This window comes from Microbacterium sp. UBA3394 (assembly GCF_002358725.1).
Lineage (GTDB): Bacteria > Actinomycetota > Actinomycetes > Actinomycetales > Microbacteriaceae > Microbacterium > Microbacterium luteum.
In genome coordinates, this window is record NZ_DEPK01000086.1 from 38,971 (window position 1) to 51,040 (window position 12,070).

The 12,070-nt window shown below is 68.1% G+C and carries 11 protein-coding genes; 2 read left to right on the forward strand and 9 right to left on the reverse strand.

Going from position 1 to position 12,070, the window contains the following annotated elements; genetic code table 11:
* Nucleotide 1: 1 nt before the first annotated feature.
* The 3 genes from coxB to B4E30_RS05055 all read right to left on the reverse strand — a co-directional run bounded on the left by coxB (nt 2) and on the right by B4E30_RS05055 (nt 2,897).
* Complete coding sequence (gene coxB / locus B4E30_RS05045; protein WP_286793801.1) at nt 2-895, reverse strand: cytochrome c oxidase subunit II; 894 nt, start codon at nt 893-895, stop codon at nt 2-4.
* Nucleotides 896-1,055: 160 nt separating this feature from the next.
* On the reverse strand, nt 1,056-1,421 hold the full coding sequence (gene erpA / locus B4E30_RS05050; protein ID WP_194383276.1) for an iron-sulfur cluster insertion protein ErpA: 366 nt from the start codon (nt 1,419-1,421) through the stop codon (nt 1,056-1,058).
* An 81-nt stretch (nt 1,422-1,502) separates the two neighbouring features.
* Nucleotides 1,503-2,897, reverse strand: a complete 1,395-nt coding sequence (locus tag B4E30_RS05055) for a dipeptidase (protein ID WP_194383277.1) — start codon at nt 2,895-2,897, stop codon at nt 1,503-1,505.
* Nucleotides 2,898-2,943: 46 nt separating this feature from the next.
* Between B4E30_RS05055 and B4E30_RS05060 the strand changes: the two genes are divergently transcribed.
* Nucleotides 2,944-3,519 (forward strand): DUF3043 domain-containing protein, encoded by a 576-nt coding sequence (locus B4E30_RS05060; protein WP_228480754.1) that lies wholly within the window; start codon nt 2,944-2,946, stop codon nt 3,517-3,519.
* Here the strand turns inward: B4E30_RS05060 and B4E30_RS05065 are convergent.
* The 5 genes from B4E30_RS05065 to dnaE form a co-directional block, all read right to left on the reverse strand.
* Complete coding sequence (locus B4E30_RS05065; RefSeq protein WP_194383279.1) at nt 3,494-4,540, reverse strand: quinone-dependent dihydroorotate dehydrogenase; 1,047 nt, start codon at nt 4,538-4,540, stop codon at nt 3,494-3,496. The two genes, B4E30_RS05060 and B4E30_RS05065, sit on opposite strands and share 26 nt — an antisense overlap.
* 42 nt (nt 4,541-4,582) lie before the next feature.
* A complete protein-coding gene (gene nrdR / locus B4E30_RS05070; RefSeq protein ID WP_071043657.1) occupies nt 4,583-5,080 on the reverse strand; it encodes a transcriptional regulator NrdR in 498 nt (165 codons plus the stop codon).
* 7 nt (nt 5,081-5,087) lie between these two features.
* Nucleotides 5,088-6,389: a histidinol dehydrogenase gene (hisD, locus tag B4E30_RS05075; protein ID WP_194383280.1), complete on the reverse strand. Its 1,302-nt coding sequence runs from the start codon at nt 6,387-6,389 to the stop codon at nt 5,088-5,090.
* Nucleotides 6,390-6,412: 23 nt separating this feature from the next.
* Nucleotides 6,413-7,384 (reverse strand): hypothetical protein, encoded by a 972-nt coding sequence (locus tag B4E30_RS05080; RefSeq protein WP_194383281.1) that lies wholly within the window; start codon nt 7,382-7,384, stop codon nt 6,413-6,415.
* Nucleotides 7,385-7,478: 94 nt separating this feature from the next.
* Nucleotides 7,479-10,949, reverse strand: a complete 3,471-nt coding sequence (gene dnaE / locus B4E30_RS05085) for a DNA polymerase III subunit alpha (protein ID WP_237673331.1) — start codon at nt 10,947-10,949, stop codon at nt 7,479-7,481.
* A gap of 116 nt (nt 10,950-11,065) precedes the next feature.
* On the opposite strand from dnaE, the gene B4E30_RS05090 reads away from it, so the two are divergent.
* Nucleotides 11,066-11,542 (forward strand): NUDIX domain-containing protein, encoded by a 477-nt coding sequence (locus B4E30_RS05090; RefSeq protein WP_194383283.1) that lies wholly within the window; start codon nt 11,066-11,068, stop codon nt 11,540-11,542.
* A gap of 24 nt (nt 11,543-11,566) precedes the next feature.
* Here the strand turns inward: B4E30_RS05090 and B4E30_RS05095 are convergent.
* A partial coding sequence (locus tag B4E30_RS05095; RefSeq protein ID WP_286793806.1) for an RluA family pseudouridine synthase occupies nt 11,567-12,070 on the reverse strand: 504 nt, incomplete at its 5' end.

A 12,070-nucleotide genomic window follows, 5' to 3' on the forward strand; every position in this document is an offset into this window, starting at 1 on the left:
ATCACTCGTCTCCCTCGGAGCTGTTGCCCGTGCCGGGCAAATTCTGGAGGCGGTCGTACGCCTCGTTGATGTTGCCGGTGTTGCCAGCAGCCTCGAGAGAGGCGAGATAGCTGTCGTACTCGGCTTCGCTGACGACCTTGACGTTGAACAGCATCATCGAGTGGTACTCACCGCAGAGCTCGGCGCACTTTCCGGCGTACTCGCCCTCGCGCGTCGGCGTGAAGGACCAGTAGTTGTCCTTGCCGATGTACATGTCCTTCTTGTAGAGGAAGTCGATGATCCAGAAGGAGTGGATGACGTCGCGCGAGTTGAGCTTGATCTCGACCGTCTGGTTGACCGGGAGATAGAGCGTCGGCAGCTGGCTCTCGTCGATGTTCCCCTGCTCGTCGGGCTGGGCCTGGATGCCCATGCTCCAGACGGCATCGGAGCCGTCTTCCTCTTCGCCGTTGTACTGGAAGTCCCACGCCCACTGCTTGCCGATCGCGGTGATCGAGACGTCGGGATCTTCGTAACGGGTCTCGAGGATGGCCTGGTCACGCGCCGTGAAGGCGAAGAAGCCGACCACGAGGATCAGCGGCACGACCGTGTAGAAGATCTCGATCGGCATGTTGTAGCGCAGCTGGACAGGCAGACCCGTCTGGCCCTTGCGACGACGGTAGGCGATCATCGCCCACAGCATCAGGCCCCAGGTGACCACGCCGACCGCGAGCAGCACGATCCAGGAGTTGACCCACAGACCCGAGACCATCTCGGTCTTGTCCGTCGTCGGAACGCCGTCCTCCGTGAAGCCGGGGAGGAACCCGTTCAGCTCCGTCGGTGTGCATCCGGCGAGGACTGCGGCCGTTGCGATCCCGATGGGAAGAACGGCCCAGCGGAGACGGCGTTTCGAGTGCACGGTGCACCTTTCCGGGTCGCGGGTGTTGCTCCAGCCAGTCTAGAGCAAGCTCCCACGCTCTTCAGGCCAACCACACAGGTGAGCCCCCGCGGCGTGGGGAACGCGGATCGGGCCCGGGGGGTTCTGTCGAACCGCCGGGCCTGTCGGATTTCCGGAGTGATCAGTGGAAGCTGTCACCGCATGCGCAGCTGCCCGCGGCGTTGGGGTTGTCGATCGTGAACCCCTGCTCCGAGATCGTGTCCTTGAAGTCGATCGTGGCGCCGTCGAGGTAGGGCACGCTCATGTCATCGACGATGACCTCGACGCCGGCGAAGTCGATGGCCTTGTCGCCGTCGAGGAACCGTTCGTCGAAGTAGAGCTGGTAGATCAGGCCGCTGCACCCGCCGGGCTGCACAGCCACACGCAGGCGGAGGTCGTCGCGACCCTCCTGCTCCAGGAGGTTCTTCACCTTCTGTGCGGCGGCGTCCGTCAACGAGACGCCGTGCTCACGGGCGATCTGATCGGTCGTCAGGGCGGTGTCGGTCATGACGCTCCTTCGGGATGGGCCGCGCGCGGCGCGGGGACGATGGGTCGATTCTACGCGCCGTCCGCCGCAGCGAGGGCGGGCTCACGCGCCGCGTCGGTCCAGTCGCGCCAGCAGGAGCGCCTCCGCGGTCAGCGCGTGGCGGAAGGTGTCCAGGTGGAGCGACTCGTTGGGGCTGTGGGCACGGGCATGGGGGTCTTCCACCCCCGTGACGAGGATCTGCGCCTCCGGGAACGCTCGGACGAGGTCGGAGATGAACGGGATGGAGCCGCCCACGCCGAGATCCACCGGCGCGACACCGTACCCGGCCGCGAGAGCCTCGCGTGCCTCGGCGACCGCCCACCCGTCGGTGTCGACGAGAAACCCGTCCCCGAGGTCGACGTCGGAGAATTCGAGGTGTGCACCCCAGGGCGCATGTGCGCGAAGGTGGCTTTCGATCGCCGCGTATGCCTCGGCCGCCGGCTGCCCGGGGGCGATCCGGGCGCTCACGACCACGGCGACCTCGGGGCTGAGGGTGTTGGAGGCGTTGCGCACCGACGGGGCGTCGATCCCGGTGACCGTCAGGGACGGCTTGTTCCACAACCGGCTCAGGATCGATCCGGTTCCGATCGGCTGCACGCCGTCGGGCAGTCCGGCTTCCGCGCGCAGGGTGTCTTCGGGATAGTCGGGAGTCTCGCCGTCACGGGTGAGGAGCCCATCGACGGCGACGGCGCCGTCGGCATCCCACAAGGACGACAGGAGCGTCACGGCGGCCATCATCGCGTCGGGCACCGCCCCGCCGTACATCCCCGAGTGCGACGCGTGCTCGAGGGTGCGCACGGTCAGCGTGAAGCGTGCGTTGCCGCGCAGCGTCACGGTCAGGGCGGGCGTCGTCGCGTCCCAGTTCGTGGAGTCGGCGACGACGATCACGTCGGCTCGCAGATCATCGGCGTTGTCGGAGAGGAACTGCGCGAACGAGCGCGACCCCGCTTCCTCCTCGCCCTCGATGAACAGCGACAGCCCGAGATCGAAGTCCGGACCCACAGCGTCGACGAGGGCGCGGATCGCGCCGATGTGAGCCATGATGCCGGCCTTGTCGTCGGCAGCGCCGCGGCCGTAGAGACGCCCGTCCCGCACGGTCGGCTCGAAAGGCGGCGTGTCCCAGAGCGACTCGTCGCCGACCGGCTGCACGTCGTGATGCGCGTACAGCAGGATCGTGGGTCGGCCGTTGCGAGGGTGCCGGCGCGCCAGCACCGCGGGCTTGCCGACCTCATCCGTCCCGGGTATCGCCGCCCTCCGGATCGAGACCTCGTCGAACACCCCGGTCTTCTCGGCGAGTTCGGCCACCGCCGCGGCGGTTCGCCCAACTTGTGCCTCGTCGAACCCGGGGAAGGCGATGGACGGAATGCGCACCAGGGCGCCCAGATCGGCCAGCGCGGAGGGGATGCCGGCCGCGGCCGCGGCGGTGACCGCATCGTCGAGAGTCTGCTCAGAAGCCATGCGGGTAATCTTAAGTGCAGCAGTCACCGCGATCCGAGGATTCATCGTGCCCAACACCCCCGCCGCCCCGGCGCCCAAGGACGAGTCGACCGAGACAGAGACGTCGGTCGCCGGCAAGGGTCGTCCCACCCCCTCTCGTGCAGAGCGGGAGGCCGCCCGGAAGCGCCCCCTCGTGCCCGACACCAAAGAGGCCAAGGCGCGCCAGCGCGCCGAGCTGGCCGCCAAGCGCGAGAAGGCCCGGCAGGGAATGGCCGCCGGCGAGGAGAAGTACCTGCCGCAGCGCGACAAGGGTCCGCAGCGCAGGTTCGTCCGCGACTTCGTCGACGCGGGCTGGCACCTCGCTGAGTTCGTCATGCCGGCGATGATCCTCGTGATCGTCGCCACGCTCATGCCGGTCGTCGAGGTGCAGTACTACGCTCTCCTGGCGCTGTGGGGATTCATCATCTTCGTCGTCGGCGACATGATCTACACCTCGATCCGCGTGAAGGGCGCCGCCCGGGCCAAGTTCGGCGAGGACCGCCTCGAGAAGGGCCTCGGCTGGTACGGCGCCATGCGCATCGTGCAGATGCGCTTCCTGCGCCTGCCCAAGCCGCAGGTCACCCGCGGGCAGTACCCCGCCTGAGTTCGACCAGGCGCCGATTGATCTGGCGCGCCCACAGCGGCCCTCGGTACAGGAACGCCGTGTAGCCCTGCACGAGCGTGGCGCCGGCATCCAGCCGCTCCTGCACGTCGTCGCCCGTCTCCACTCCCCCGACGGAGATCACGCAGAAGTCGCTGTCGGGCACGGCAGCGCGCACCCGTCGCAGCACCTCGAGCGAGCGGCGGCGCAGCGGAGCGCCGGACAGCCCGCCGTCCCCCGCCGCGGCGACGACCGCCGGTTCGGTGCGGAGGTCGTCTCGGGAGATGGTGGTGTTCGTGGCGATGATGCCGGCCAGACCGAGATCCCGCGCGAGCAGGGCGATGGCCGTCACCTCCTCGTCGGGGAGGTCTGGCGCGATCTTGACCAGCAGCGGCGTTTCGCCGCTCGCGTCGCGGACCGACGTCAGCAGCGGGCGCAGGGTCTCGACGGCCTGAAGGCCGCGAAGTCCGGGCGTGTTCGGCGATGACACGTTGACCACGAGGTAGTCGGCGATCGGCGCGAGGAGCCGCGCGCTTCGCAGATAGTCGTCCGCGGCCGCCGCGACATCGACGACGCGGCTCTTGCCGATGTTGGCGCCGAGCACCGGGCGCGAACGCCGACGACGCAGTCGCAGCAGCCGCAGAGCCGCCACCTCGGCACCCTGGTTGTTGAACCCCATGCGGTTCACGACGGCGCGGTCGGGAACCAGTCGGAACAGTCGAGGGCGGGGATTGCCCGGCTGCGGGATGGCGGTGACGGTTCCCACCTCGACGTGACCGAAGCCGAGGGAGTGAAGGCCCGCCGCACCCGTGACGTTCTTGTCGAAGCCTGCCGCCACGCCGAAGGGCGACTCGAAGTCGAGGCCGAGAGCCCGCGTGCGCAGAACCGGCGACGGCGCGGCGAAGCGGCGCGTGAGCTCGCGCACGCCCGGCAGGCCGAGCGCGCGGATGACGATCATCGCGGCGTGATGGGCCGTCTCGGGGTCCGTGCGCGTGAGGACGGTCCGGAAGAGGAAGGGGTACATCCCCTTCAGGCTATCGGTCGCGCCCGCGCACCGATGACGCGTTCAGACCGACGTCTCCGCGGTCTCATCGAGCGAGGACCGCCCGTGACGATCGGCGTGGTCGACGCGAAGCTGCTCGATGGCCGCTTCGAAGTCCTCGAGGGAATCGAACGCCTGGTACACGCTCGCGAATCGCAGGAAGGCCACTTCGTCGAGGTCCCGGAGAGGGCGCAGAATCGCCAGTCCGATCTCGTTGGTGTCGATCTGCGAGGATCCGGTCTGGCGGATGGCCTCCTCGACCGTCTGCGCCAGAACCGCGAGGTCGCTCTCGGTGACGGGCCTGCCCTGGCACGCCTTCCGCACGCCGCTCATGACCTTCTCGCGGCTGAAGGGCTCGATCACGCCGGACCGCTTGATGACGTTGAGACTCGCGGTCTCGATCGTCGAGAACCGACCTCCGCACTGCGGGCACTGTCTGCGGCGACGGATGCTCAGACCGTCGTCACTCGTGCGCGAATCGATGACGCGCGAGTCGGGATTGCGGCAGAACGGACAGTGCATCGCTCCCCTATCCCTCGAACCGCGCGGTGACCGCCTCGCCGTGCGCGGGAAGCGCCTCGGCTTTCGCGAGGGCGAGGATCCCCTCGGCAACCGCGTGCAGCGCGTCTCGGTCGTATCGGATGACCTGCTGAGGGCGAAGGAACGTCGACGCGGACAATCCCGACGTGTACCGAGACTGGCCGCCGGTGGGAAGCACGTGATTGCTGCCGGCGAGGTAATCGCCGAGGCTGACCGGCGACGAGTCGCCGACGAAGACGGCGCCGGCGTTCACGAAGCGCTCCACCTGGGCGTCCTCGAGCAGCACCTCGAGATGCTCGGGCGCATAGGCGTTGCTGAAGGCGATGGCGGTGTCGAGGTCATCCACGAGGATGATGGCGGACTGGACGCCGCGCAGGGCCTCGATGGCTCGCGCGGCGTTGCGGGTGCCGGAGACGCGGGCCTCGACCTCGCGCGTCACGGCTTCGGCGAGTTCCGCGGACGGCGTGACGAGCACCGCGGAGGCCTGCTCGTCGTGCTCGGCCTGGCTGATGAGGTCGACCGCCACGAATCGCGGATCCGCCGAAGCGTCGGCGACGATGAGGATCTCCGTCGCTCCGGCCTCGGAGTCGACGCCGACGACTCCCGCGACGACACGCTTGGCGGAGGCCACGAAGTTGTTGCCCGGCCCGGTGACGACGTCGACGGGCTCGAGGCCGATCTCGGACACGCCGTAGGCGAAGGCGCCGATCGCTCCCGCCCCGCCGACCGCGTAGACCTCGTCGATTCCGAGCAGGCGTGCGGCCGCCAGGATGTCGGGGTGCACGCGCCCGCCATGCTCCGCCTGCGGCGGCGAAGCGAGGGCGATGCGCGCCACACCGGCAACCTGTGCCGGCACGACGTTCATGACGACCGAGGAGGGGTAGACCGCCTTGCCGCCGGGAACGTAGACCCCGGCGCGGGCGACGGGACGCCAGCGCTGCTCGATGACAGCCCCGCGGGCGATCTCCGTCGTCACCGCGGGCGGGACCTGTGCTCGCGACGCGTGACGCACACGAGCGATCGCCTCTTCGAGAGCACGCCGCACTCCGGGGTCGAGACGATCGAGCGCCTCGACGAAGTGTTCCTCCGGCACACGGAGCGCATGCCCCTCGACCCGATCGAAGCGCGCCGCCTGCTCGCGGAGCGCCGTCTCGCCGCGCTCGGCCACGTCGGAGACGATGGCAGCGGCGGCGGACAGCGCATCCGCCCTGGCCACGCCCGCGCGCGGCACGGCGGCGAGCAGCTCGGCGGGCGTGAGCGCACGACCGCGCAGATCGATGGTGCGGAGCATCCCTCTAGGCTAACCGCCCGCGGTCAGCCGCGTGTGACGCCGTCGACCTCGTGGAGGTAGCCAACGCGCCCGTCTTCGTCGCGCACCACGAAGACCTCCCCGCGATCCTCGATCACGAGTGCCCAGGCGGTCGGGCCGATGCGGAACAGCGGTGCCCCCGTCTCATCGAGAACGTCGCGTTCCTCGGGGACGAGCGCCCAGAAGGCCTGCTGGCGAACCGAGCGTTCGCTTTCGACGGTCTCTCCCGGCTCGACCGCCTCGAAGGTGTCGCGCGTCTGGCGAGGAGTGAAGACGTCGAGGTCGTCATCGTCGCGATCGGACGGCGCGTCATCCTCTGCCGCACCGGTCCACCCCGCCCCCGGCGCGGTGTCGTCCGCCGCAGGAGCCGCAGCCGGAGCGGGAGCGGACGGACGGGCGGGACGCGGCACCACCGCGCGGACAGGACGGGCGTTCCGGTGAGCGGGAACTTCGGGGCGGTCGTGGAAGTCCGCGGCGAAGACGGGGATGAGGGGGGCGAAGACGGTCAGGACGACACCGGCGAGCATGAGCACCAGTTCGACCCAGACCACCCACGAGCGCAGCCACAGACCGCTGTCGATCGCCACGGCGACGGTCTCCCACACCATCTGCAGCCACAGAAGAGCGGCGAAGGAGAACACGACCGACGCGAACTGATCGATTCCGAGCGAACCGACGCGGCGGATGCCCTGCGGCGAGAGCCGGCGGAGCGCCAGGAGGAACACCGCGGCCGTCGGGAGGCCGATCGTGATGATCCACAGCAGACCCGACGTCCAGACCGAGTCGAATCGCGCGACGGTCACCGAGAAGAACGAGACGACGAAGGCGACCAGCCACACGCCTCCGAGCGCGACTTCGCGGATGCTGAAGGGACCGACGCCATACGGTCCCGCGGCCTCCTCGCCGACGGTGCTCTCCCCCGCGGGGGTCGTCCGCTCGGGGACCTCGGTCGTGTCGTCGTACTGCTCGTCGGTCACAATCGTCCTTCCTTGCGCGGAGTGCTCGCGCGCCGTCCGATCCTACCCGCGTCGAATGAGACGCACATGAGATCGACGCCGCCGCCGAGCCGATTCAGCCCAGGCAGTTGGGTCCGAGCAGCCCCTTCAGATCTCCGTAGAGATCCGCAGACACCGACACCGGCATCGGAACCTCGAACACCTTCGCGGTGCCGCCCTTGTGCAGGCGCAGTGTCACCTCCGTGTCGCCCGAGTGCCGACGAAGCACATCGGCCAGGTCCGCCACCAGGCGCTCGGTCGCCCGCTGCTCTGGGACGGCCAGCACCAGCGGCCCGGACGCGTCGAACGAGCCGAGATCGGGTGCGAAGGCCGCCTGCGCGTGAAGGTTGAGTCCGTCGTCGCGGCGAGACACGCGCCCGCGCACGACGAGGATCGAGTCGGCCTGGAGCATCGTCTGGAACTCCGTGTAGGTCTTGCCCATGAACATGACCGTCACCTCACCGTTGAAGTCTTCGACGGTGACCATTCCATAGGGATTGCCGCTGGACTTCGCGACGCGATGCTGCACGCTCGTGAGAAGCCCCGCCACCGTCACCTGGTCGCCGTCCTGCAGCTCCTCCGACGCGAGCAGGTCGTGGATGGAGATCGACGCATGCTTGGCGAGAGGGATCTCGAGCCCGGCGAGAGGATGGTCGGACACGTACAGGCCGAGCATGTCGCGTTCGAAGGCCAGCTTGTCCTTCTTCGTCCACTCGGGACGCTCGGGGACCTTCGCGACCTGCTGCGGCTCGTCGTCGCCCCACAGGCTGTCGAAATCGAACCCCACTTCGCCGTGTGCCTCGCGGCGCTTGTCGAGCACGGCCTGCTCCACGGCATCCTCGTGGATCTCCACGAGCGCCCGGCGGGTGTGTCCCAGCTCGTCGAAGGCGCCGGCCTTGATGAGCGATTCCACCGTGCGCTTGTTCGCCACCTGTGCCGGAACGCGGTTCAGGAAGTCGTGGAAGGAGAGGAACGGTCCGCTCTGGCGCGTCTGCACGATCGCCTCGACGACGTTCGCACCGACGTTCCTGACCGCCTCGAGCCCGAAACGGATGTCTTCGCCGACGGCGGCGAAGAAGCGGATCGACTCGCCCACGTCTGGTGGGAGCACCTTGATGCCCATGCGGCGGCACTCGTTGAGGTACATCGCGAGCTTGTCTCGCGAATCGCCGACGCTCGTGAGGAGCGCCGCCATGTATTCAGCCGGGTAGTGGGCTTTGAGATAGGCGGTCCAGTACGACACGAGCCCGTATGCGGCGGTGTGAGCCTTATTGAACGCGTAGTCCGCGAAGGATTCCAGAACCCGCCACAGCGTTCCCTGCGCTTCGTCGGAGAACCCGCGCTCGGTCATGCCGCCGAAGAAGATCTCCTTCTGCTTGTCGAGTTCCGACTTCTTCTTCTTGCCCATCGCGCGTCGCAGCAGGTCGGCCTGCCCGAGCGTGTATCCGGCGACCCGTTGGGCGACGGCCATCACCTGCTCCTGGTAGACGATCAGGCCGTAGGTCGTGTCGAGGATGTCGGCGAGCGGCTCGGCGAGCTCGGGATGGATCGGCTCGATCTCCTGCTGCCCGTTCTTGCGCAGCGCGTAATTGATATGCGAGTTCACGCCCATGGGACCCGGGCGGTAGAGCGCGAGCACGGCCGAGATGTCTTCGAAGTTGTCGGGCTTCATCAGACGCAGCAAGGAGCGCATCGGTCCGCCATCGAGCTGGAAGACCCCGAGCGTGTCACCGCGGGTCAGCAGTTCGTACGACGCCTGGTCTTCGAGATCGAGATCCTCGAGAACGAGCGGCGTGCCCCGGTTCATCTCGATGTTGTCGAGCGCGTCGTTGATGATGGTGAGGTTGCGCAGCCCCAGGAAGTCCATCTTGATGAGGCCGAGGGATTCGCACGCGGGGTAGTCGAACTGCGTGACGATCTGACCGTCCTGCTCCCGGCGCATGATCGGGATGATGTCCAGCAGCGGCTCGCTCGACATGATCACGCCCGCGGCGTGCACACCCCACTGGCGCTTCAGGTTCTCCAGCCCGACCGCGGTGTCGAAGACGGTCTTCGCCTCGGGGTCGGTCTCGATGAGGGTGCGGAACTCCCCCGCCTCCTTGAAGCGCGGATGCTCCTTGTCGAACATGCCGTTCAGGGGCATGTCCTTGCCCATGACCGCCGGCGGCATGGCCTTGGTGAGCCGGTCCCCCATGCTGAACGGGAACCCCAGCACACGGCCGGCGTCCTTGAGCGCCTGCTTGGCCTTGATGGTGCCGTACGTGACGATCTGCGCCACGCGCTCGTCGCCGTACTTCTCCGTCACGTACTGGATGACCTCGCCCCGGCGACGGTCGTCGAAATCGACGTCGAAGTCGGGCATCGAGACACGATCGGGATTGAGGAAGCGCTCGAAGATCAGACCGTGCTTGAGGGGGTCGAGATCGGTGATCTTCATGGCGTACGCGACCATCGACCCGGCACCCGAACCGCGACCGGGACCGACGCGGATGCCGTTGTCCTTCGCCCAGTTGATGAAGTCGGCGACGACCAGGAAGTAGCCGGGGAAGCCCATCTGGGTGATGACCCCGGTCTCGTACTCCGCCTGCTTGCGCACCTCGTCGGGAACACCGCCGGGATAGCGCTCGTGCAGCCCCTTCTCGATCTCCTTGACGAACCACGAATCCTCGGTCTCCCCGTCGGGAACGGGGAAGCGCGGCATGTAGTTCGCACTCGTGTTGAACTCGACGTCGCAGCGCTCCGCGATCAGCAGCGTGTTGTCGCAGGCCGATGGATTGTCGCGGAAGATCTGCCGCATCTCGGCGGGCGACTTGATGTAGTAGCCGTCGCCGTCGAACTTGAACCGCTTCGGGTCGTCGAGGGTGGAACCGGACTGCACGCACAGCAGCGCCGCATGGCTCGTGGCGTCGTGCTGATGCGTGTAGTGGGAATCGTTCGTGGCCAGGAGCGGGATGTCGAGGTCTCGAGCGATCTTCGTGAGATCCTCCAGGACCCGGCGCTCGATCGACAGGCCGTGATCCATGATCTCGGCGAAGTAGTTCTCCTTGCCGAAGATGTCCTGGAACTCGGCGGCCGCAGCGCGGGCGGCGTCGTACTGTCCGAGCCGCAGCCGCGTCTGGATCTCCCCCGACGGGCACCCCGTCGTCGCGATGAGGCCCTTGGCGTACTTCTGCAGGATCTCGCGGTCCATGCGGGGCTTGAAGTAGTAGCCCTCCATGCTCGCGAGCGAGGACAGCCGGAAGAGATTGTGCATCCCCTCCGTGGACTCCGACAGCAGCGTCATGTGCGTATAGGCACCGGCACCCGACACATCGTCGCTCGACTGCTCGGGCGATCCCCACCGCACGCGCGCCTTGTCGGAGCGGTGCGTTCCGGGGGTGACATACGCCTCGATGCCGACGATCGGCTTGATGCCGACGTTCTTGGCCGCCTTGTAGAACTCGAACGCCGCGAAGGTGTTGCCGTGGTCGGTCACGGCGATCGCGGGCATCTCGAGGCGGGCCGCCTCCTGCACCATCGCGTCGATGCGGGCGGCGCCGTCGAGCATCGAGTATTCGCTGTGTACGTGCAGGTGAACGAAGGAGTCGGATGCCACCCGACGAGTCTAGGTCGGGCTCCGGACACCGCGCAGAGCACCTCCGGAGCGTCGGCTAGCGTGGAGCGGTGCCCACACCCGACTTCATCCTCGACCTGCGTCGTTTCATCGGCACCCGTCCGCTCTTCCTGTCCGGAGTGACCGCCGTCATCGTGCGCGACGACCACGTGCTGCTCGGCCGCCGCTCCGACAACGGCGCACTCACGCCCATCACGGGCATCGTCGATCCCGGGGAGGAGCCGGCCGATGCCGCTGTCCGCGAGGCCGCCGAGGAGGCCGCCGTGCGCATCCGGGTGGACCGTCTGTCGTGGGTGCACCAGATCCCGCGCATCACCTACGCGAACGGCGACCAGACCGACTACCTCGATCTGACCTTCCGCTGCTCGTGGATTTCCGGCGAGCCCTATCCGGCCGACGGCGAGATGACCGAGGTCGACTGGTATCCGCTCGCGGACCTCGACGCATCGGACATCGACGACGACATGCGCGCGCGGATCGCCGCGGCGCTCGCAGACGGCCCCACCGTCTTCGAAGGCGGTCGCTGACGCGTCGGCATCCTTCGCCTCGGGTCAGTCCGCCCGAAGCACCTCGAGGGCGTGCGAGAGATCGTCGGGGTAGGCGGATGTGAAGGTCACCCGGCTCCCCGAGACCGGGTGATCGAAGCCGAGCCGGCGGGCGTGCAGCCACTGGCGGATGAGACCGAGCCGCTCCGACATGCTGGGGTCAGCGCCGTAGAGGGGATCGCCGACGCACGGATGCCGATGAGCGGCCATGTGCACCCGGATCTGGTGGGTGCGGCCGGTCTCGAGTCGGATCTCGAGCAGCGAAGCGCCGCGGAACGCCTCCACCGTCTCGTAGTGGGTCACCGAGTCCTTGCCGGCGGGGGTCACGGCGAACTTCCACGAATGGGACGGATGCCGCCCGATCGGGGCGTCGATCGTGCCGGTGAGGGGATCGGGATGCCCCTGGACGACCGCGTGATAGATCTTCTCGACCTCACGCTCCTTGAAGGCCCGCTTCAGGGCCGAGTACGCGGTCTCCGTCTTCGCCACGACCATGAGGCCGCTCGTGCC